Genomic DNA, 21,026 nt, shown 5'->3' on the forward strand with positions numbered 1-21,026 from the left:
CAGGAGTGAACGACACTCCCGACACGGGACACGTCGTCGAGTCTCAGCCCGCATCAGGCGGGTCAGGGCCGACGATTCGTCGCCGTCGAATCGTCACACAGGACCAGAAGGAGTCATCGGCTGACACCGAGGCTCGGGCCGACAAACAGCCGCCCGAGCCCCAAGCGTCTCCAGACAACGAGGCAGCCCAGGCGGGCGACTCGGGCGAGGCTCCTCGCAAACGCACGCGCCGCATCTCGGGCGCGTCAAAACCACGAACCCCCAGGGGTGCTGGTGCAAAGCCTGCGCCCAACGCATCCGAGGCATCCGAGCCGGCGCCTCGAGACACCACAGACCAGGCACAACCGGGCGAGGATGCCAAAGAGGCTGCGGCCAAGCTTCCGCCGCTGCCCCCTGCTGCTACGCCCAAGCCGCGCATCGGCGACAGCAGGCCGGCACCCGCCGGTGCCGCCGATGGCGAGCAAGACCAGGCCAAGTCGGGCGAGGGATCGGGCCAGCGCCGTCGGCGTCGAGGGGGCCGGGGTCGCGGCCGTGGCAAGCCCTCGCAGGCAGCCGAGAACGGCCAGAAGCAGCCCCAGGGCGGCTCGTCAGGTCAACGTCAGGGCGGCCGCGGCGGTGCTTCGCGCAAGGACCTGGCACCGGTCGAGGCAACCCTCGTCGACGATGCGCCGGTCGAGCTGGACGAAGCCGAGCTGCAGCGCAGGCGCGGACGCGAGCGCAAGGGGCGCCCTGCGGGCCGTTATCAGATGGCGGTTCACGTCCACGGTGACGTCACCCACATCGCCGTCCTGGAAGGCCGCTCACTCATCGAGCACTACGTCAGCCGCCCGGCCGACGATGTTTCGCAGATCCACGGCAACATCTATCTGGGGCGAGTCCAGAACGTCCTGCCGGGTATGGAGGCCGCCTTCGTCGACATCGGCACACCCAAGAACGCGGTTCTCTACCGTGGCGATGTCACCTTCGACCAGGACGATCTCGACTCGGCCGGGCCATCACCGGCCAAGGGCCGCAAGTCGCGCAAGCGGCCCAAGGACGGCCCCCGAATCGAAGACCTGCTGAAGGCCAAGCAGGCGATCATCTGCCAGGTCACCAAGAACCCGATAGGGCACAAGGGCGCTCGCCTCACCACCGAGGTATCGTTGCCCGGCCGTTTTGTGGTGATGGTTCCCAACAGCGCCACCTACGGCATCTCCAAGCGCCTGCCCGACAAGGAGCGCAAGCGCCTGCGCTCGATCCTCGACCGCATCAAGCCCGAGGGCCACGGCCTGATCGTGCGAACAGCAGCCGAGGGTGTCACGGCCGAAGAGATCGAGCGCGATGTTGCCCGGCTGGCCCAGCAGTGGACCGAGATCGAGCGCCTGGCCGGTTCGGCCAAGGCCCCAGCCCTGTTGTTCCGCGAGCCCGACATGGCGGTGCGGGTCATCCGCGAAGAGTTCAGCAAGGAGTATCGCGGGGTCATCATCGATGACCGTGCCCTGTACGAGCAGGTCAAGGGATACATGGAGACGGTCACCCCTGCGTTGGCCGATCGCATCGAGTTCCACGATCCCAAGGTCGAGACCCTGCCATTGTTCGAGCGGTTCCACGTCGCCGAGCAGTTCAGGCGGGCGATCGATCGCAAGGTGTGGCTGCCCTCTGGTGGCTCGCTCATCATCGAACACACCGAGGCCCTCACGGTCATCGACGTCAACACCGGCAAGAACGTCGGTTCGTCGAACCTCGAGGAGACGGTGTTCTCGAACAACCTCGAGGCCGCCGAGGAGATCGCAAAGCAACTGAGGCTGCGAGACATCGGCGGAATCATCGTCATCGACTTCATCGACATGGAGGTCAAGAAGCATCGTGACGAGGTCATGCGGGTCTTCCGCGACGCCTTGGCGCGTGACAAGACCCGAACCCAGGCCTATGACATCACCGATCTGGGTCTGGTCGAGATGACCCGCAAGCGCATCGGCGAGGGCCTGCTCGAGTCCGTCACTTCGGCCTGCGAACAGTGCGAGGGCAGGGGCATCGTCTTCCAAGACAACGCCCTGCCCAAGTAGGTTTGGCGATAATGCAGAATTTCTTCGTGCGCGCCCGGCGACGGTGCCGTTAGAATGGTCGGCCGTATGTATGCAGTAATCTCAGCCGGCGGACGGCAAGAAAAGGTCGAGGTCGGCCAGACCGTTCGCGTCGACCTGCTGGGCGCTTCCGAGGGCGACGATGTCGCCTTCGATCTCGTCATGTTGGCCGACGGCGACACCGTCTTGGCGACCCCCGATGAACTCGTGGGCGCTTCGGTGACGGGTCGGGTGCTCGGCGAGGTCAAGGGCCCGAAGATCAACGGGTTCACCTACAAGAACAAGACCAACAACCGTCGTCGGTTCGGCCATCGCCAGCGCTACACCGACGTCGAGATCACCTCCATAACGAAGGGCTGATCCAATGTCGAAGACGAAGGGCGGCGGCTCCACACGCAACGGGCGCGACTCCAAGGCCAAGCGTCTTGGCGTCAAGGTGTTCGACGGCCAGACGGTGACTGCGGGCAGCATCATCGTTCGCCAGCGCGGCACCCGTATCCACGCGGGTGACAATGTCGGCCGCGGCAACGACGACACCCTCTTCGCCACCTCCGATGGCGTCGTCAAGTTCGGATCTCGTCGGGGCCGCAAGCTCGTCGACGTTCTTCCGGCCTGAACCCAGGCTTTCTGACAAACTCAGAAACGGGCCCGCCGACGCCAGCGGCGGGCTGTTTCGCGCTCTGAGCCCCGCGACTCCCAGCCTGGGGCTCGTATCCTCGTTCACATGTCCGAATTCGTCGACCAGTGCCAGCTTCACTCACGTGCAGGCGATGGTGGAGCGGGCTGTGTTTCGTTCCGTCGTGAGGCCCACACGCCCAAGGGAGGGCCAGACGGTGGCGATGGCGGCGACGGCGGCGACGTTTGGTTGGTAGCCGATCGCAACGTCTCTTCTCTGTTGGCGTTTCGCGACTTCCCATTTCGTCGTGCCGACAACGGTGTTCACGGTCAGGGCAAACGTATGCACGGCCGGCGGGGTGCAGACCTCGAGGTGCCGGTGCCCGAGGGCACCACGGTCAAGTCGTTCGACGGTGAGGTCTTGGCCGACCTGACTCAGCAGGGCGACCGTTGGCTGGCCGCCGAAGGTGGCAAGGGCGGGCGTGGCAATGCGCGGTTCTTGTCGAACCGGCGCCGGGCGCCGAGCTTTGCCGAGCAGGGCGAGGTGGGTCAGGAGACCTGGTACAACCTCGAGCTGCGTCTGCTGGCCGATGTGGCCCTGGTGGGTTTCCCCAATGCCGGCAAGAGCACGCTCATCTCCGTGATCTCGGCCGCGCGACCCAAGATCGCCGACTATCCGTTCACCACGCTGGTGCCCAATCTGGGCGTCGTGCGCAGGTCGGGTCGCGAGATGGTCGTGGCCGACATCCCCGGCCTCATCGAGGGCGCGGCCGAGGGCAGGGGATTGGGGCACCAGTTCCTTCGTCACGTCGAACGGGCCAGGGTTCTGTTGATAATGGTCGATCTGGCCCCCGTCGACGGTCGCTCGCCCGAAGATCAGGAGCTGGCTTTGCTGACCGAGTTGGGCGCCTACAAGCCCGAGCTGCTGGCCCGGCCTCGGCTGACCATCGGCACCAAGGCCGACATGGTGCCAAACCTGGACGAGATCGGGTTCGACGGTCCGGTCATTTCGGCGGTGACCCACGATGGGGTCGATCGTCTGGTCGAACGCCTGCTGACAATGGTCACGGAGGCCCGTCAGGCCGAGCCGACATCGGGTGAGGGGTTCGTGGTTCACCGCCCGGCTCCCGAGGGTGTAGAGGTCGTTCGCATCGACGATCAGACCCTCGAGGTCCTGGGGCGCGACGCAAGGCGAGCGGTTGCGCTTTCGGATCTGACCGACATCGACGCGCTTGCGTACGCCCAGAATCGCCTGGCGCAGTTGGGGGTCTATCGTTCGTTGGCGCGCGCTGGTGCCAAGGACGGCGACACCGTCATCATCGGCGACTTTGCATTCGACTACGAATCAGACGTCTGAGGTCACCTTGAGAGTCGTCGTCAAGATCGGGACATCCTCGGTCACCGCACAGGCGGGCGAGGTCGACACGCTGGCAATAGACAAGCTGTGCGGCGACATGGTCAACGCTCGCCGTTCGGGCCACGAGGTGGTGTTGGTGACCAGCGGTGCTGTCACCGCCGGGTTGCAGGTTCTGGGCTTGGACAGGCCTTCCGACATGCGGACGCTGCAGGCCGTGTCTGCGGTGGGCCAGATAGAGCTGATGCGCGTTTATCGCGAGACGTTGGCCCGTCATGGCGTGGTGGCCGGTCAGGCCCTGGTGGTTCCGCTCGATTTCATGGTGCGCCAGCAGTACGTACACACCAGGGGCACCATCGGGCGGCTGCTCGAGATGGGCGTGCTGCCGATAATCAACGAGAACGATGCCATCGCCGACGACGAGCTTCGTTATGGCGACAACGACCGAATCGCCGCACTGGTCGCGAACCTGATGGACGCTGATCTGCTGGTGCTGTTGACCGACGCTCCGGGGCTTCTGACCGCCGATCCGAGGATCTCCAGCGACGCTTCGCTGATCGAGGAGATCTCGACGATCGACCGCGAGCTCGAACGTCTTGCCGGTGGTGCCGGCGCCAGGGGCAGCGGTGGTATGTCGTCGAAGCTGGCTGCGGCCAAGATGGCCTCGTGGTCTGGGGTGCGCACGGTGATCGCTGCGGCAAAGCGGCCGGGTGTGGTCATCGACGCCATCGATGGGCGGCCCGGTGTGGGCACCACCGTGCTGGCCCACGAGAGGCGGCTGGCCGCCCGGAAGCTGTGGATAGCGTTCGCGGTGAATCCCGAGGGCGAGATCGTGGTCGACGCCGGGGCTCGCGAAGCGCTGGTGGCCAAGGGCACATCGCTGTTGCCAGCGGGTGTGCTCGAGGTCAGGGGAGAGTTCGGCCCCGATGCCGGGGTCGAGATTCTGGGGCCAGACGGCACGATGTTTGCCAAGGGTCTTGTCAGGGCCGATGCCAAGTCGTTGCGTTCGGTGGCTGGGTTGCGTACCAGGGACATGCCGGCGGGTCTGGTGAACGAAACCGTCCACCGAGATGACATGGTCGTGCTCGCCGGTTAGGCGAGCCGCCGTGGGTACTGGTCGTGCTCGCCGGTTAGTGGACGGGGTGTTTGGGCCTCGGGAACGGGTCTCCGAGCATCTCGCCGATGGCGATGAGGTCTTCCAGGCCGAGGTCTTCGAAGCGCACTCGCATCTCTGCAGGTCCGTCCGATGACACGAACAGTGATACGACGCGTCCGCTGACCGTGGCTTGTTCGGTGCGGATGGCAAGCCTTTGTCCCAGGGCGACGTCGCCCAGATCGGTCAGCAGCTTCGCTCCGCCAATTCCGATGTCGACGATTGTGCCTTTGGCGGTGGTTGCGCTGTCGACGGCGCACACACACGGCCATTGGCCGCTGGCGCGGGTGCGCACCCGCCGTTCTGGGCCGGTGCTCGGCAGTTCGACTACCAGCGATGGGGTGGTGGCCTGGCTGATCGACCGAAGGACCGCCCAAGCTGCGCAGGTGCCATCGCTGGTGTTCCAGCGCAGTAGTACCTGGTCGCCGGGCCCGAGATCTGTGCCGGCAAGAGAGTCGTCGCACGACAGACGCACTACGTCATCGAGCGATGCGACAGTGTTGCAGCGCAGCAGGCGTACGTCGGCTCCCCAGGCCACCTCGACTGTGAGCACCGTCCCAGGCGGGGGGGCGAGCATCAGATACCTCCGCCGTCTGCCAACATGTCCGACATGCCCTGTCCATCGGCAGCTACCAACCGTGTTTTGAGCATCGTGGCACTGGTTCTCGTCGCCCTCTTGTCGTCGTGCTCGAGCGACAGCGGCGACAGCACCGTCGCTTTCGACGACCAATCGACCTCCGAGCCGGCGCCGGCCCAGCCCGACGCCGACGCAGATTCCGCCGAGTCGACCGCTGTGGCCGATGACGATACGACCGCCGCCGCGGCTGAGGACACCGACCCCACCCAACCATCGACCACGGTCGAAGCAACGACATCGACCACACTTGCCCCGGCGCCCGAGCAACCCGACCTTCCGCAGGATTGTCTGGGGCTCGATGCGCCGCTGTTGTCGGTGCAAACGACCTTCTCGGCCGAGGAGCGGCTGTTTGGTATCGGGTTCGACGGGCAGCCGATGTGCCTGTTGTTCCTCGATTCGGGGTCGAGGGTCGTCGCCTGGAGCGCCCAGGCAGACAAGGTCGTGTTCAGCGACGGTCGCGTCGAGGCGCTCGACGCCGGCGTCGACGGCCAGGCCGCCGACGGCTTGGCGCGACAACACACCCAGTTCTCGCGCCCGACCGGGTTCAACCTGGTGTGGGTGGCCGATGGCGCCGTCGAGGTGTCGAATCTCGATGGGGGCTTCAGGCGGTCGCTGCCGATCGGATTTGCCGTGTCGGAGGTCGACTACCACCCCGACGGCAAGAATCTGCTGGTGGTGGGCGCCGACCCAGCTTTCGCCGGAGACTCGCTGTGGGTGACCAATATCGAGGGCGGGGAAGGTAGGCCCCTGCTGTATCCCCAGAACGGCGGTCGAATAGCCGAGGTGGCGCTGGGTTTCGACGGTGCCCAGATCTTGTTTGTCGTCGAGAGCCCCGAAGGTGCCACCACGCTGCACCGCTTCGATCTCGCCGGCGCGGCCAGGGAGGTGACCCTCGATGACGGGACGGTCGACGAGATCGTGCTCGACCCATCCGGTGGCTATGTCCCCGAACTGCTCCACGAGTCGGCGTCGCCCCTCACCGATCTGGTGGTCGGATCCGACGGCAAGCTGATGGCCTTCGCCGAAGGGACGTGCCAGGGCGGACGAGCCGTCGAGGTCATCGACCTGGCCGCCGGTGGCTACCCGTTGCCGGTGATGGCTGGGCGATCGGGCCGTCCGGTGGGCTTCATCTCGCCGTTCGAACTCCTGGTAGCCGTCGACCTGCCCGATTGCGGAGCCCAGTTCGATCTGTATGCCGTGGACGTCACTACGGGCGCGGAACGTCTGGTGCGAGCTCGTGTCGAGAGCGCGGCCGTGCGGCGGATAGATCCACCCCCCACCTTCGGTCTGAACAACGTATCGATCCTGACCTTTGCGGTGTAGGTGTTGGGGGCTGCCTAGGCGATCGCCGGCAGATCCTCTGGCAAGAGCTCGACCAGGTCGCGTTCGCTCGGATAGTCCATCTGGGCGACCCTCGACGCGTGTTCGATCATCATGTCTTCGAACAGCTGCCTGGCGGCTCGTCCGTTGCCGAACTGTCGATCTCGCGGTGTGCTGGCGAACCTGCGCCTGACCGTCTCCAGCACCATCCCCGATCCGTAGCCAGATGCCGCGGCCGTTCTGGCGAATATCGCCACCAGTTCCTCGTCGGTGTAGTCGGGGAACTCGATCACCCTGGCGATTCTCGATCTCAGCCCAGGGTTGCTGTCGAGCAGCGCGTTCAGCTCGTCGGGGTAGCCGGTCAAGATGATGACGACCCGGTCGCGGTGGTCTTCCATCCGTTTGACCAGGGCGTCGACGGCTTCAGCGCCGTACTCGTCGGTTCCGCGGACCAGCCCGTATGCCTCGTCTATCAAAAGCACCCCGTCGACGGCAGATGCGATCACCTCGTCGACCTTCGTAGCCGTCTGGCCCACATATCCGGCCACCAGGTCGGCCCGATCGACCTCGACGAGGTGGCCCTTCTCGAGCAGCCCCAACGCCCGGTAGATACGGCCGATCAGGCGCGCCACCGTGGTCTTGCCCGTTCCAGGATTGCCCACGAAGGCCAGGTGATGGGTCATCGCCGGCACCATCAAGCCTCGCTCGCGGCGCATCTGCATGATCGTCAGCAGGTCGCACAGCTGCCTCACCCGCTGCTTCACAGGTTCGAGCCCAATCAAGGAATCGAGCTCGGCGATCAGCTCGCGCAGGCTCTGCGGTTCCTCGGTGGTTCGCCCGGCATTGGTGCCATGGTCGTCGCTCAGTTGTGCCGGCACGCCCGCATCGTTGGCCGCCGTCGTCAGCACCTTGCGAAAGCCGTCGATCGCAGCCAACTCGACGTGAGATACGTGTGCGTCCAGCGATGCGATGGTGTGCATCAACTCGACCGCCCTGGTCAGGTAGGTGGCGGCGCGGCACCCATGGTCGGCTTGGTCTGACCCCACCAGGCGGTGGAACAGCGGTGACGGCTGCTGAAGGAAGGTCCTGGTCCGCGTGAAGAACTTCGAACGGCGCAGTTCGGCGGGAGTCTTGGTCTGCAGCCCGGGAATCTTGGGGGCGAACACCTCGACGAAGCGCAGCAGCTCCTCGTCGGTGAGCATGCCGTCGACGTCGATCATCGCCCTGCATATCTCGAACGCATCGCGGGTGGCGTCGACCTGCAGGTCGTCCAGGCTGGCGACGAACCCAACTATCGCCGACTCGAACGCGCTGGTGGTCGTCGAGGAAGTCATGGTTCTCGATCGGTCGAACCGGTTCGGAGATGAAGCGCGCGTTCGCATCTGGCAGGGGGCGTCAAATCCGATGGGGCCTGCCGCCGAGCCGATTAGTAGGCTGTCGGAATGGCCGAACCCTCGCCCATGCAACAGCTCGGAGCGCGCGCCAAGGCTGCGTCGCGTCAACTGGCCACGATCGGCTCGGCGACTAAGAACGACGCCCTCTTGGCCTGTGCCCAGCTTCTCGTCGAGCGCACCGACGATCTGTTGGCGGCCAATGCCCGGGATGTCGAGCGTGCAGAGGCCGAGGGAACCGCCCCCACCCTCATCGAGCGCCTGCGCCTCGACGAAAAGCGCGTCGCAGCCATGGCCGACGGGTTGCGCCAGGTCGCGTCGCTGGAAGACCCGGTCGGTTCGGTGCCGCGGGGCTGGGTGCGTCCCAACGGGCTGCGCATCGAGCAGGTCAGGGTGCCCCTGGGTGTCGTGGCGATCATCTACGAGAGCCGACCCAACGTCACCAGCGACGCTTTTGGTCTGTGCCTCAAGTCGGGCAATGTCGCATTCCTGCGCGGATCGGGCATGGCCATTTCTTCCAACACCGCCATCGCCGATGTCCTGCGGGAAGGGCTGGTCAAGGTCGGCCTGCCCGCCGATGCCCTGGTACTGGTCGAGGACGTCTCGCGCGAGGCCGCAGTCCAGTTCATGCAGCTCGACCAGTACGTCGACTGCCTCATCCCCCGGGGTGGCAGGTCGTTGATCCAGTCGATCCTCGACAACGCCACCGTGCCCTACATCATCGACGGAGACGGCAACTGCCACGTCTACGTCGACGCTGCGGCCGATTTGTCCATGGCCACCGACATTGTCGTCAACGCCAAGATGCAACGGCCATCGGTGTGCAACGCGGCCGAGTCCCTGGTGGTTCACTCTGCGGTTGCTGCCCAGTTCCTGCCAGCCGCGGTGTCGGCGCTGCAAGGCTGCGAGTTGGTCGGAGACGAGGCTTCGCGGGCCATCGTCGCCACCATCGGTGAGGCCACCGAGGAAGATTTCGCAACCGAGTTCCTCGACTACAAGATGTCGGTGAAGGTCGTCGATTCGCTCGACGAAGCCATCGAGCACATCAACCAGACCTCCAGCGGTCACAGCGAGGCCATCGTCACCAACGATCTGTCGGCCGCCGACCGTTTCGTCAACGAGGTCGACGCGGCAGCGTGTCTGGTCAACGCCTCGACACGGTTCGTCGACGGCGAAGAGTTCGGATTTGGTGCCGAAATCGGCATCTCCACCCAGAAGCTGCACGCCAGGGGTCCCATGGGGCTCGAGCAGCTGACCACCATCAAGTACGTCGTTCGTGGCCACGGCCATGTGCGAGGCTGATCTACCCGGCCATCCAGACCCAGTCCCCCATCAATATCAAGGAAGACCTTCCACATGACAGCTCCCGAGAACATCACGCGGTTTGCCGACGTCCCATCGGTTCGCGAGAAGCTGAAGGACGTCGAGTACCTCGCCGACGAGGGCATCGCCAGCGTGGTGTTCCTGGCCGACCGGCTCGACAAGCCGATTCTGGTCGAGGGTCCGGCCGGCACCGGCAAGACCCAGCTCGCCAAGTCGGTTGCCGAAATCCTGGGGGCCCGGCTGATCCGCCTGCAGTGCTACGAAGGAATCGACGAGGCCAAGGCCCTGTACGAGTGGAACTACAAGAAGCAGCTTCTTCGCATCCAGGCCGAGAGCGGCCAGGACCACAACTGGGAAGAGCTGCACGATGACCTGTTCAGCGACGAGTTCTTGCTGACCAGGCCGCTGCTCGAAGCGATCCGTGCCGACGACCCGGTTGTGCTGCTGATCGACGAGATCGACAGGGTCGAGGTCGAGACCGAGGCCCTGCTGCTCGAGATCCTGTCCGACTATCAGGTCTCGATCCCCGAGCTCGGCACCATGACCGCCAAGCAGATCCCGATGGTGTTCCTGACCTCCAACAACACCCGCGAGCTGTCAGAGGCCCTCAAGCGTCGGTGCCTGTTCCTGCACATCGATTACCCACAGATGGATCGCGAAAAGCAGATCGTGCTGACCAAGGTCGAGGGCATCAGCGAGAACCTGGCCGACCAGGTCGCCCGCATCGTGCGTTCGATCCGCCAGCTCGAGCTGAAGAAGTCGCCTTCTGTGTCGGAGACTCTCGACTGGGCTCGCACCCTGGTGTTGCTCGGCATCCAGAGCATCGACGCCGAACAGGCCAAGGAAACCCTGCACATCTTGCTGAAGTACCAGACCGACATCGAAAAGGCGTTCAAGGAACTGTCCGACTGAGTCTGGGTTCGGCCTTCGGCCGGGTACGCCTTTCGCCAGCCGGCGAAACGCTTACCTCGTAGGAGGACGGGTCCGAGGGAGAAACTCCATGCTAGATCTGCTATCGGGTTTCATCGTCGAGCTGAGACGTGCCGGGCTGCCGGTTTCGTTGACAGAGAACCTCGACGCGATGAACGCGGTCACCCACATTCCCATCGAAGACCGCGACGCGTTCAAGTATGCGCTCGCCGCGACGCTGGTCAAGAACGACAGCCACTGGCGGGCGTTCGAGACGGTGTTCGAGGTGTACTTCTCGCATCGCGGTCCGCAGTACAACGTCAACGAGGACCAGCTGGCCGAGGGCGACCTCGAACAGTGGCTCCAAGAGCAGCTGCAGCAGATGCAGGCCCAGCAACAAGACGGCGCCGGCGGTGGCGACATGTCGCCAGAAGAGCTGGCAGAGATGTTGTACAGGGCGATGATGCAAGGCGACGACGCCCTCATGCGTGCCATGGCCAGGGCCGCGGTGTCCAAATATGCGGGAATGGAACCGGGCCGACCGGTGGGCGGCACCTATTACCTGTATCGGACCCTGCGAAACCTCGACCTCGAGGGCATGCTCGACCGGCTCATGCAAGAGGCCGAGCAGCAGGCTCCTCAGGGCCTCACCGAGCTCGAGAAGCGACTCGAGCGAGAAGAGTTCCAGCATCGCATCGACGAGCTCAAGAAGGAGATCGAGGCCGAGATACGCCGACGCCTCGTGGCCGACCGTGGCGTCGAGGCGATGGCCAAGACGCTGCGCAAGCCGCTGCCAGAAGACGTCGACTTCATGCACGCCAGCCGTGACGAGATGGCGTCGATCCGCAAGGCCATTCAACCCCTGACCCGCAAGTTGGCAGCCAGGTTGGCCCGCAAGCGCAAGCACAAGCGGCGCGGTCCGCTGGACTTTCGCTCCACGGTTCGGGCCTCACTGTCATACGGCGGCGTTCCGGCCGAACCCAAGTTCAAGTATCCACGACCCAACAAACCAGAGCTGTTCGTCGTCGCCGACATCTCGGGCTCGGTTGCTGCTTTCGCACGGTTCACCTTGCACCTTGTCTATGCGTTGCAGGCCCAGTTCTCCAAGGTGCGCTCGTTCGTCTTCATCGACGGCATCGACGAGGTGACTCATCTGTTCCAGGGCGAAGAAGACATCACCCGGGCGGTTCATCGGGTCAACACCGAAGCCGACGTCATCTGGGTCGACGGGCACAGCGACTATGGCCACGCATTCCAGGTGTTCTGGGACAACTGGGGTCACGAGATCGGCCCCAAGAGCACCGTGCTGTTCCTCGGTGATGCGCGCAACAACTATCACGCCACCAACGCCTGGATCTTGAAAGAGGCGCGCAAGAAGGCTCGCAACGTCTTTTGGCTCAACCCCGAGCCCCGGTCCTATTGGGACACGGGCGATTCGGTCATCGGCGACTACGGCGCGCACTGTGATGGCGTGTTCGAGTGCCGCAATCTGCGTCAACTGGAGCGCTTCGTCGATCACCTGGCGTGACGCTCTGCGTTTGACCCCGAGCATTCTTACGATTCGGCGACGAATGCCGGGGGCGACGTGTGGCCGCTGGGCGCGGCGGGGCAGACTCTAGGCGTGGTGGGTCTGTCCCCGAGGTTGCGAACGCTGAGACCTGTCGCGCTGGCCGGCGCGGCACTCTTTGTGCTGGCCGGGTGCGAACTGGGCCAAAAGGTCGACGAGCGAATGCACCGCCCCGAAGTCGTCGATCGTTTCCTGGTCGCCGACGACGGCTCCGACACCACGGACGCCGCCAGCACAGATCCAGACACCACCACGACGACCCAGGTCGATGGTTCTGTGTCGGTCGATGGCTCGGCCGATGCCGACGACGGGCCGGCGCCCGCTCGCCCGACCACTTCGTCGGTGCCTGCGGGTGTCGAACTGCAGATCTCGGGCTGGTGGAAACTCGAGGAGGAACTGCCGGAAGGCACGCTCGACCTTCGGGCCGATATCGACGTCGACCTGTATCCCATCGACGACGAAGCCCTGGTCGACCTCGGACTGATCGACGAGGCCGACGCGGGCCGATTCAGGCTCACACGCTGGTATCGGGCCGCCGGCTCGGTTCGATTCGATCTGATCGAGAGCCAGTGCCGGCCGGCGCCACATGTAGATGACTGCAATCTCGTGCGGGCAACCGATGGTTCGATCGAGGGCATCGTGGCCGTCGACGGCGGTGTCGCCAGGCTGGGGCTCGAATGGCAGGGTCTGGGTGCGTACGGCTCTCAAAAGGCGCTGCCCGAGGTAACGGTCGAGATCACCGATTCGTCTGGGTTCCGCACCACTCGCAGCCTCACATCGATGGGCGATTCCATCGCCACCCGAGTTGTGGGAACACCCGTCGAGCTCATCATCGGCGACCCCGACAGGTTGTTGCGGGCGATCGGATTCTCGGCCGAGGGCGAGCTGCAGATCGGCTAGCGCGCTAATCCGGCCGGATGGAGGGCCGACGAACGATGAGTGAATCGTCGTCACCTGATCGCGGCCATGTTGTTGCTGGGCGCGTGTGCTCCGCCGGTGTCGGCGGCAGAGAGGTTCGACCGCTCGGAACCCGACGGCACAGTCCAGTCGGTGCCGACGAGGTCGGCGGTGCGCATCATCACCGATCCCTCCGAGCTGCCCAGCGGCGCCGCCAGGACCGATCTGGACATCGTGATGGTTCCGGACCCACAACAGCATCTGGGTGAAGACGACGAACCGCGGCTAGTGATGCGATGGCGCCAGGTTGCGGGTGACGACTGGTTCGACGCCGAGATGCACGCCGACGTCGAGTTGCGCCTCGTGCGGGTGGCGCCCGAGGACGGGACTGTGCCCGACGGCGAAGTCGAGCCCGGTGCGCCGGTCGAGTTCGTAATCGACGGACGCGTCAGGTTCGACCTGGCAGCCACCACTTGCGAGGCAACCGGGGCCCGTCAGGTGTGTAGAACGACCTCGGTGGTCGATGCCGCGATCGGCGGGTCGGCGGTGCTGGAGGGAGACAACCTTCGGATCGAAGCCGACTGGGGTCGCTTTGGCTTCGAGGCATCGCCAGGTGTGCCAGCGGCGACGTTTGGGCGCTGGGGAACCGACGCCCCTCACGGGTCGGACCCGTTCGCCGAGACCACGTCGATGGCGCTCGCCTATGGGCTCGAGATGTCTGGCCTGGTCGGCGGTGCGGTGACGCTGGAGGCCAAGAACGGCACGGAGCTGAACTTGGCTGCGTCGCTGGGCGTCGGCAATGGTGAGGGCCGCTTGGTGTTGGAGGGCTTCTGATAGCCCGACTGGGCTAAGCCGGGCCGCGTGAGTAGGTGAGCTCCTCGGCGGCACGAAATGCGAGGTCCAGCGACTGACGGCCGTTGAGACGCGGGTCGCACATGGTCTCGTAGCGCGACTCGAGGTCGGCCGTTTCCAGCGACTGGCTGCCGCCGAGACACTCGGTCACGTCGTCGCCGGTCAGCTCGATGTGGAGGCCGCCAGCCCAGGTGCCCGCCGCGCGATGGGCTTCGAAGAAGGCCTGCACCTCGCGCATGATGGCGTCGAAGTGGCGGGTCTTGGTGCCGGTTTCGGTGGAGAACGTGTTGCCGTGCATGGGGTCGCAGGCCCAGACCACGGGGTGGCCAGACTTCTTGACCGCCTCGAGCAGTGGTGGCAGGCGTTCGCCGAGCACGTCGGCACCCATGCGAGTGATCAGGGTCAACCGACCCTCGATGCGACCCGGGTTCAGGGCCTCGCACAGGGCCACCACCTCGTCGGGCTCCATGGTGGGCCCTACCTTGCAGCCGATCGGGTTGTGAACACCCGACAGGAACTTGATGTGGGCACCGTCGAGTTCGCGGGTGCGTTCACCGATCCACAACATGTGGGCCGAACAGTCGTACCAATCGCCAGTGATGGAGTCTTGGCGGGTGAGAGCCTGTTCGTATTCGAGAAGCAGCGCCTCGTGGCTGGTGTACAGGTTCACCTGGCGCATGGCAGCGTCGTCGAGGTCGATACCCGCCGACTGCATGAAGCGAAGGGCTCGATCGATCCCGTCGGCGATCTGTTCGTAGCGCCGGCCTGCTGGACTGTCGGCGACGAACTCCTGGTTCCAGCGGTGGACCTGGCGGAGGTCGGCGTAGCCACCCTTGGTGAATGCGCGCAACAGGTTGAGGGTCGAGGCCGACTGGTCGTAAGCCCTCAACAGGCGTGCTGGGTCGGGAATGCGAGCCTGTTCGTCGAAGTCGATGTCGTTGACGATGTGGCCGCGAAACGACGGCAACGAAACCCCGTCGCGGGTTTCGATGTCGGACGAGCGAGGTTTCGCGAACTGCCCTGCGATCCGGCCGACCTTCACCACCGGAACTCCGCCCGAATACTGCAGCACTGCGGCCATCTGCAGAATCACCTTGAGCTTGTCGCGAATGGCATCCGCGGTGCCCACGTCGAATGACTCGGCGCAGTCGCCGGCCTGAAGCAAGAAGGCCTCGCCCCGAGCGACCCTGGCCAACTCGTCGGTGAGGTAACGGGCCTCGCCGGCGAAGATCAGGGGTGGCCGCTTGGCTAGCTCAGAGGTCACCTGCCTGACAGCTTCGGCATCTGGCCACACAGGCTGCTGCTTGGCGGGACGGTCGGTCCAGCTTGATGGGGTCCAGGTCATCGTCATGGGACTCACATGGTGCTCTACGCGCAAGCGCCGCCGCCACTGAAATTCAGCAGACGACGGCGCTGGGCTGCGGGATGGGTCTGATCAGGCAGCGACGATGCGCTCGGCGTCCTGGCGCAGGTCGTTGACGGCACGCTTCACGAGCCTGCGGGCAGCTTCGGCGGTTACGCCGAGTTCCTCGCCGACCTCGCGGTAGCTGCGCTTCTCGCCGTCATTGAGCCCGAAGCGCTGCTCGACGGCACGGCGGGCCCGGGCGTCGAGGTTGTTCAGCAGGCCGACGACCAGGTCCTTTTCGGTGCGGTCGAGGATCTCGGCCTCGGGGCCGTCCTTGGCATCGGGAACCAGGTCCATCAGCGTCGAGTCGCCGTCGTCGCCAACCGTGCGGTCGAGCGAGGTCGGCGTCGAGATGCGCTGCAGCCAAGCGTGTTCGTCGTCGAGGGCTTCGGTGTCGCCCGAGTTGGCACGCAGGGCGGCCCGAAGGCTGGCCGAGCGGTCCGAAGGCAGGCGCACGAGGCTCGCCTTCTGGTCGAGGGCCCGGCCTATCGACTGGCGAATCCAGAAAGTCGCGTAGGTCGAGAACTTGAATCCCTTGCGCCAGTCGAACTTCTCGACGGCGTGCTCGAGCCCGAGGTTGCCTTCCTGGATCAGGTCCAGCAGTTCCATGGCCGGAGGCAGGGGGTAACGCCGGGCGATCGACACGACCAGGCGCAGGTTGGCCCGAATGAAACGGTCGCGGGCTGCCGCAGCGGTGCTCACATCCTTGCGGAGGCGGCGCTTGTCGGCGGCGCTGAGATCCTCGCCACTCTCGAGCCGTTCGCGGGCCTCGCGGCCGGCCTCGATCTGTTGCGCGAGCATGCGCTCGTCGTCGGCGGTGAGGAGGGCAACTGCGCCGATCTCGTTCAAATACTGTCCAACTGAATCGCTCATCGGATCCTTGACTTCTTGCTCACTGTCATCTGGGGGAGTTCGGTTGTTCGCCTAGTGGGCTGTAAGGCGAGCTTGTTATTTCGACTCCGTGCGTGGTTCAACGGTGCGCTAGCGCGAAAACTTCCCGTCAACACTGTGAAAGCTATCACACCACTGCCACTTCTTTGGTGTACCCGTTACTGGGCGGGTTCAAACCCGAGGCTGGACCGGCGCCGCTCGCAGTTGTGAGGCGATGGGCGCTCAAGCCGGCCGTCAATTGTCGCATGTTTTCTCCTGGAAATACAGGGGTTATTCGGCGATCGCGGCGGTCGACTTGAGACTCACCGGCGGCGTGAGGGAGTCGAAGCGGTGACCAACGATGGGGATATCTCGGGGCCTCCAGGCCTTTTTGATCAAGACGCCCACAGCGAGGGCGGATACCTGCGCGATGCTCAGGTTCGATTGCCTAGGCGCGGCAGCGCCGGGCGCCGCGCTGCGGGCCGGCCTTCGGTGCCGCTCGGCGCCACGCGGGTTACCAGCCGGGCGCGCTACACGTCCACAGCGAGACCTCAAAGGTCCACCCGGGGCATCGTCGCCCCACTGCTGATCCTGCTGGTGTCTTTGGGCGGGCTCGCCTATGTCGGGTATCACCAGTACCTGAGCTCGGAAGAAGGCTCCCAGGGTGCCGCCGCCCAAGCGGGTGAGGTTGTCGATGCGGGCACCAGTACCACTGCACTTCTGGTTCAAACCGACGGAGCCGGCGACAGCGTGGGGTTCACGATGATCTCGCTGCACGAATCGGGCGACGCCGTCGTGTTGTTCGCCCCCTCGACCCTGATGGTCGAGGTGCCTGGCATCGGGCTCGACACCTTGTCCGAAGCGACCCGAATCGGCGGTATCGAGTTGTCTTCGCTGGCGGTCGAGAACCTGCTGACGATCGGCTTCGACCACATCGTCGAGCTGACACCGGCCGATGTGACCGAGCTGGTGCGCTCCTTCGATCCGCTGCTGGTCGACAACCCGCGCCGTCTGGATCAGGCAACCGACCGCGATCGCATCGAGGTTCTGTATCCGGCCGGAGCCCTGCTGTTGGAAGCATCCGATGCCTCCGACTATCTGGCTCGCCGCGGAGTCGCCGAGACCGAACTGCAGCGCCTGGTGCGACACCAAGAGTTCTGGGTTTCGCTGCTGGAAGCCCGCTCTGCGGTGGTGGCCGACGAGCGCTCGTTCGGTACCGATTTCGACGACTTCCTCGACGAGTTGGCCGCCCGCCGCACCGAGGTCGAGTATCGGATACTCGACGTCGACCTCGTTGGCGGAGAAGGCGAGCTGTACAGCGTCGACCGTGCCAGTCTCGAGGACTCGATCGTCAGGCTCGACCCCAGCCGCGCAACCGGTTCGGCACGCACGAGGGTGCAGTTGCTGAACGGTGTCGGTCGGCCGGGGTTGTCTGCGCCTATCGCTCGGCTGATCAACCCGGCGTTCGCGTCGGTCGAGCTGGTCGACAACGCCGCTCGGTTCGATCATCGTGTTACCCAGGTCGTCTACTACCACGATGAACAGCGCGAGGCGGCGGTCGCCATCCGTGATGCCCTTGGGGTTGGCGAGGTCGTCAAACAGCTCGAGCCGATCGACGTCGTCGACATCACCATCGTGGTCGGTTCCGACCTGGCAGACCTGGTCGAGATCCAACCCGACGTGGCGCCGGTCGTCGACCAGGCCGGTACAAATGCCATCTCGGGACCATGATCGGCAACGCGGTGTTCGTGCCGATAGCGTTGTTCGAGTGCCCGACCCTGACGCCACGGATCTGACAGTCGAAGATCTTCCTGCGTTGGTCCGCGCCGCCATCGAGGGGGCGTCGGAGATCAAGGCCAACGACATCGTCGTTCTCGACGTCGGCGACATGTTGGGCGTGACCGATCACTTCGTCATCGCCAGCGCCCCGAACGTTCGTCAGGTTCGCCGCATCGCCGAAGAGGTCGAAGAGCAGGTGAAGAAGGCAGGCGGGGCCGGCCCGGTGCAGATCGAGGGCATGCGAGAAGGCATGTGGGTGCTGCTCGACTTCGGCGCCTTCGTGGTGCACGTCTTCCACGCCGACAGCCGCCGCTTTTATGACCTCGAACGGCTTTGGAGCGAGGCGCCCAGGCTGCGCTGGGTCGACGAGGAAGCGCTCAGCTAGAGCTGCGGGCGATCCAGTCCTCGATCAGCTTGCCCGCAATCGACATGCCACCTCGAGGGCACGGCGGCAGGTCGTCGTAGCTGTACCAACCGGCCTCGACGATCTCCTCCTCCTGAATCTGAAGCTCGCCGCCCGCATAACGTGCAGTGAACCCGATCATCAACGAGTGCGGGAACGGCCACGGCTGGCTTCCGAAGTAGCGGATCTGGTCGACATCGATGCCGACCTCTTCTTTGATCTCTCGTGCCACACACGTCTCGAGATCTTCGCCGGGTTCGACGAAACCGGCCAGGGTCGAAAAGAACCTGCCCGGAAACTGACGACCGTGTGCCAGCAGGGCTCGCCCGTCTTCGCGCTCGACCAGCACGATGACCGCCGGCGCCAACCTCGGGTATGCCAGTAGCCCGCAAGACGGGCACACGCGGGCCCTGTCCGAGGTGTGCAGTTCTGTTGCCTCACCGCAGCGGCCACAGAAGCGGTGGGTGCGATCCCATTGAACGATCTGTTCGGCCTTGCCCGCCAGGGCCCACTGGGTTTCGGGCACCCTCGAATAGAGGGTTCTCAGGTCGAGCAGTTCGTGCCAGTCGGGTGGTTCTTCCTCGTCGTCGAGGTCGACGGCCCACACCGGCCGCCCATCGAGCATTCCCAGGAAGTGTTGTGCCCGGTGGCGTTGGATGGCGGGCATCGGCCCGAACGGCAATGACTCGGCCCCGGCTTCCACCACCACACGGCTCGACCTGACGATTATCCAGTGCGCCTCAGATGGGTCGGCATCGTCTGGTGGGGTCACTCTTGGTTCGAAGGCCATGACGAATGACGCTACTCGCCTGGCGAGGGTGGTTGTAGTGTCGCCGCGCGTGGACGAGCAATCGAAGGCGGCCGACGTCTTGTCGCTCGAACAGATCGCCGACGGTCTGTTCGTGGGAACAAGCCCCGATTACGAGTGGGGCCGCATCTATGGCGGGTTGGTCGTGGCCCAAGCCCTGGTCGCAGCCGGCAACACGGTGCCAGAGGGCGTGCATCCACACTCGTTGCATGCCTACTTCATCCGCGGCGGCGATCCGGCGCAAAAGATCGTGTACGACGTAGAGCGGGTGCGCGACGGGCGCTCGTTCGTCACCAGGGCGGTGCATGCCAGGCAGGCCAACGGGAACATCTTGATGATGATCGCCTCGTTCCACCGAGACGAAGCCGGGTTCGAGCGGCAGAACACCGTGATGCCCCAAAGGCTGCCCGACCCCGACGAGCTCGAGAAGTCGGGATGGATGACCGAGATGGACACCCGCGAGCTTCCCGGTGACGGATCGGGCAGGTTCGCGATGTGGGGCCGTTGGAGCGGCGAGGAGCTGTCCAACCGCATGCAGCACGCCGCGGCGCTGGCGTTCATGTCCGATGCGATACCGATGGACTCCATCGTCGACGCCCATCCGGTCACCCCCGAACCAGGCGAGTGGGGCAACCATTTCATGTCGGCCAGCCTCGACCACGCCATCTGGTTTCGGGGTCCACTCCGGGCCGACCAGTGGCTTTTGTACGAATCGACCAGCCCGGGACTGCGCGGAAGCCGGGGCACCACGTTCGGAAATGTCTTCACCGCAGACGGTCAGCTGGTTGCATCGGTGGCCCAGGAGGGCCTTCTGCGCGAGATCGGAGGCAGCTAGCCGTGCCCGACGACCGCTACACCCACGGGCACCATGACGCCGTACTGCGATCGCATCGATGGCGCACCGCCGAGAACAGTGCCGCGTACCTGACGCCGTTGCTGGGGCCCGGAATGTCGCTCCTCGACGTCGGGTGCGGGCCCGGCAACCTCACCCTCGACCTGGCATCAGTGGTTGCCCCCGGCCCGGTGGTCGGGCTCGACCGTTCGGCCGACGTGCTCGCCGAGGCTTCGGCACGGTTGGGCGGTGACTCGACGGTCGAGTTTCGCACCGGCGACGTGTACGACCTTCCGTTCCCCGACGACAGCTTCGACGTCGTTCACGCACACCAGGTTCTGCAGCACCTGTCCGATCCGGTGGCGGCGCTGCGAGAGATGTACCGCGTCGCCCGCCCGGGCGGGTTGGTGGCGGCCCGCGACGCCGACTACGCGGCGATGACCTGGCACCCGTCCGACGCCCGACTCGACCGTTGGATGGAGATCTACCAGGCCGTCGCTCGCTCCAATGAAGCCGAGCCCAACGCCGGGCGACAGCTGCTGGCGTGGGCCCACGCCGCGGGTCTCGACGACGTAAGCGCTACGGCCAGCGTTTGGTGTTTCGCCGACAACGACTCGCGCCTGTGGTGGGGCGGTCTGTGGGCCGAGCGCAGCACATCGTCGGCGCTTGCAGCCCAGGCGATCGAGCTGGGCGTCGACGCAGCCGAGCTGGCCAGGATTGCCGGCGGTTTCGACGATTGGGCTGCCGACCGGGACGCGTGGTTCATCGTGCCGCACGGCGAGATCGTGGTACGCGTCACGTGACGTAGTGCCCTGCCCAGCGGCGGCCCGGCGCGGCCACCCTTTGAT

The 21,026-nt window shown here is 65.2% G+C and carries 20 protein-coding genes; 15 read left to right on the forward strand and 5 right to left on the reverse strand.

Features of this window, described 5'->3' with window-relative positions:
• Nucleotides 1-5: 5 nt before the first annotated feature.
• From R2770_18190 to proB, 5 genes are all read left to right on the forward strand, one after another.
• Nucleotides 6-2,045, forward strand: coding sequence for an Rne/Rng family ribonuclease (locus R2770_18190; GenBank protein MEZ5282393.1), 2,040 nt, complete (start codon nt 6-8; stop codon nt 2,043-2,045).
• A gap of 66 nt (nt 2,046-2,111) precedes the next feature.
• Nucleotides 2,112-2,423, forward strand: coding sequence for a 50S ribosomal protein L21 (rplU, locus tag R2770_18195; GenBank protein ID MEZ5282394.1), 312 nt, complete (start codon nt 2,112-2,114; stop codon nt 2,421-2,423).
• 4 nt (nt 2,424-2,427) lie between these two features.
• Nucleotides 2,428-2,679: a 50S ribosomal protein L27 gene (gene rpmA, locus R2770_18200; GenBank protein ID MEZ5282395.1), complete on the forward strand. Its 252-nt coding sequence runs from the start codon at nt 2,428-2,430 to the stop codon at nt 2,677-2,679.
• A 108-nt stretch (nt 2,680-2,787) separates the two neighbouring features.
• Entirely contained in the window at nt 2,788-4,035 is a 1,248-nt protein-coding gene (gene obgE / locus R2770_18205) for a GTPase ObgE (GenBank protein MEZ5282396.1), read from the forward strand.
• Between the two features lie 7 nt (nt 4,036-4,042).
• Nucleotides 4,043-5,128, forward strand: coding sequence for a glutamate 5-kinase (gene proB / locus R2770_18210; protein ID MEZ5282397.1), 1,086 nt, complete (start codon nt 4,043-4,045; stop codon nt 5,126-5,128).
• 34 nt (nt 5,129-5,162) lie between these two features.
• On the opposite strand, the gene R2770_18215 is transcribed toward proB, so the two are convergent.
• Entirely contained in the window at nt 5,163-5,762 is a 600-nt protein-coding gene (locus R2770_18215) for a PilZ domain-containing protein (GenBank protein MEZ5282398.1), read from the reverse strand.
• A gap of 66 nt (nt 5,763-5,828) precedes the next feature.
• Between R2770_18215 and R2770_18220 the strand changes: the two genes are divergently transcribed.
• Complete coding sequence (locus R2770_18220; protein ID MEZ5282399.1) at nt 5,829-7,145, forward strand: hypothetical protein; 1,317 nt, start codon at nt 5,829-5,831, stop codon at nt 7,143-7,145.
• Between the two features lie 14 nt (nt 7,146-7,159).
• Here R2770_18220 and R2770_18225 read toward each other — a convergent pair whose 3' ends face one another.
• On the reverse strand, nt 7,160-8,476 hold the full coding sequence (locus R2770_18225; protein ID MEZ5282400.1) for an AAA family ATPase: 1,317 nt from the start codon (nt 8,474-8,476) through the stop codon (nt 7,160-7,162).
• Between the two features lie 108 nt (nt 8,477-8,584).
• Here R2770_18225 and R2770_18230 point away from each other — a divergent pair, with 108 nt between their 5' ends.
• The 5 genes from R2770_18230 to R2770_18250 all read left to right on the forward strand — a co-directional run bounded on the left by R2770_18230 (nt 8,585) and on the right by R2770_18250 (nt 14,063).
• Entirely contained in the window at nt 8,585-9,835 is a 1,251-nt protein-coding gene (locus R2770_18230) for a glutamate-5-semialdehyde dehydrogenase (GenBank protein MEZ5282401.1), read from the forward strand.
• A gap of 54 nt (nt 9,836-9,889) precedes the next feature.
• A complete protein-coding gene (locus R2770_18235; protein MEZ5282402.1) occupies nt 9,890-10,768 on the forward strand; it encodes a MoxR family ATPase in 879 nt (292 codons plus the stop codon).
• An 88-nt stretch (nt 10,769-10,856) separates the two neighbouring features.
• A complete protein-coding gene (locus tag R2770_18240) occupies nt 10,857-12,293 on the forward strand; it encodes a VWA domain-containing protein (protein MEZ5282403.1) in 1,437 nt (478 codons plus the stop codon).
• A gap of 93 nt (nt 12,294-12,386) precedes the next feature.
• Nucleotides 12,387-13,232 (forward strand): hypothetical protein, encoded by an 846-nt coding sequence (locus tag R2770_18245; GenBank protein ID MEZ5282404.1) that lies wholly within the window; start codon nt 12,387-12,389, stop codon nt 13,230-13,232.
• A 39-nt stretch (nt 13,233-13,271) separates the two neighbouring features.
• Nucleotides 13,272-14,063: a hypothetical protein gene (locus R2770_18250; protein ID MEZ5282405.1), complete on the forward strand. Its 792-nt coding sequence runs from the start codon at nt 13,272-13,274 to the stop codon at nt 14,061-14,063.
• Nucleotides 14,064-14,076: 13 nt separating this feature from the next.
• On the opposite strand, the gene R2770_18255 is transcribed toward R2770_18250, so the two are convergent.
• Together R2770_18255 and R2770_18260 are read right to left on the reverse strand one after the other, a co-directional pair.
• A complete protein-coding gene (locus R2770_18255; GenBank protein MEZ5282406.1) occupies nt 14,077-15,432 on the reverse strand; it encodes a 3-deoxy-7-phosphoheptulonate synthase class II in 1,356 nt (451 codons plus the stop codon).
• Between the two features lie 84 nt (nt 15,433-15,516).
• A complete protein-coding gene (locus R2770_18260) occupies nt 15,517-16,359 on the reverse strand; it encodes a sigma-70 family RNA polymerase sigma factor (protein ID MEZ5282407.1) in 843 nt (280 codons plus the stop codon).
• 348 nt (nt 16,360-16,707) lie between these two features.
• Here R2770_18260 and R2770_18265 point away from each other — a divergent pair, with 348 nt between their 5' ends.
• Complete coding sequence (locus tag R2770_18265; GenBank protein ID MEZ5282408.1) at nt 16,708-18,087, forward strand: LCP family protein; 1,380 nt, start codon at nt 16,708-16,710, stop codon at nt 18,085-18,087.
• A 37-nt stretch (nt 18,088-18,124) separates the two neighbouring features.
• Nucleotides 18,125-18,520, forward strand: a complete 396-nt coding sequence (rsfS, locus tag R2770_18270; GenBank protein ID MEZ5282409.1) for a ribosome silencing factor — start codon at nt 18,125-18,127, stop codon at nt 18,518-18,520.
• On the opposite strand, the gene nudC is transcribed toward rsfS, so the two are convergent.
• Nucleotides 18,513-19,328 carry an NAD(+) diphosphatase gene (gene nudC, locus R2770_18275; protein ID MEZ5282410.1) on the reverse strand — a complete coding sequence of 272 codons (816 nt, stop codon included), beginning with the start codon at nt 19,326-19,328 and terminating at the stop codon, nt 18,513-18,515. The two genes, rsfS and nudC, sit on opposite strands and share 8 nt — an antisense overlap.
• Nucleotides 19,329-19,377: 49 nt before the next feature.
• On the opposite strand from nudC, the gene R2770_18280 reads away from it, so the two are divergent.
• Nucleotides 19,378-20,181, forward strand: coding sequence for a thioesterase family protein (locus R2770_18280; GenBank protein MEZ5282411.1), 804 nt, complete (start codon nt 19,378-19,380; stop codon nt 20,179-20,181).
• Between the two features lie 2 nt (nt 20,182-20,183).
• Complete coding sequence (locus tag R2770_18285) at nt 20,184-20,981, forward strand: methyltransferase domain-containing protein (GenBank protein ID MEZ5282412.1); 798 nt, start codon at nt 20,184-20,186, stop codon at nt 20,979-20,981.
• Nucleotides 20,982-21,026 lie beyond the last annotated feature (45 nt).

It is taken from the genome of Acidimicrobiales bacterium, from assembly GCA_041394185.1.
In the GTDB taxonomy this organism is placed as follows: Bacteria; Actinomycetota; Acidimicrobiia; order Acidimicrobiales; family Poriferisodalaceae; genus JAAETH01.

What these genes read in the sequence shown, in the direction of transcription:
- rplU (MEZ5282394.1), top strand. Translation starts at nt 2,112, where the DNA reads ATGTATGCAGTAATCTCAGCCGGCGGACGGCAAGAAAAGGTCGAGGTC.
- rpmA (MEZ5282395.1), top strand. Translation starts at nt 2,428, where the DNA reads ATGTCGAAGACGAAGGGCGGCGGCTCCACACGCAACGGGCGCGACTCC.
- obgE (MEZ5282396.1), top strand. Translation starts at nt 2,788, where the DNA reads ATGTCCGAATTCGTCGACCAGTGCCAGCTTCACTCACGTGCAGGCGAT.
- R2770_18215 (MEZ5282398.1), bottom strand. Translation starts at nt 5,762, where the DNA reads ATGCTCGCCCCCCCGCCTGGGACGGTGCTCACAGTCGAGGTGGCCTGG.
- R2770_18225 (MEZ5282400.1), bottom strand. Translation starts at nt 8,476, where the DNA reads ATGACTTCCTCGACGACCACCAGCGCGTTCGAGTCGGCGATAGTTGGG.
- R2770_18230 (MEZ5282401.1), top strand. Translation starts at nt 8,585, where the DNA reads ATGGCCGAACCCTCGCCCATGCAACAGCTCGGAGCGCGCGCCAAGGCT.
- R2770_18235 (MEZ5282402.1), top strand. Translation starts at nt 9,890, where the DNA reads ATGACAGCTCCCGAGAACATCACGCGGTTTGCCGACGTCCCATCGGTT.
- R2770_18240 (MEZ5282403.1), top strand. Translation starts at nt 10,857, where the DNA reads ATGCTAGATCTGCTATCGGGTTTCATCGTCGAGCTGAGACGTGCCGGG.
- R2770_18255 (MEZ5282406.1), bottom strand. Translation starts at nt 15,432, where the DNA reads ATGACGATGACCTGGACCCCATCAAGCTGGACCGACCGTCCCGCCAAG.
- R2770_18260 (MEZ5282407.1), bottom strand. Translation starts at nt 16,359, where the DNA reads ATGAGCGATTCAGTTGGACAGTATTTGAACGAGATCGGCGCAGTTGCC.
- nudC (MEZ5282410.1), bottom strand. Translation starts at nt 19,328, where the DNA reads ATGGCCTTCGAACCAAGAGTGACCCCACCAGACGATGCCGACCCATCT.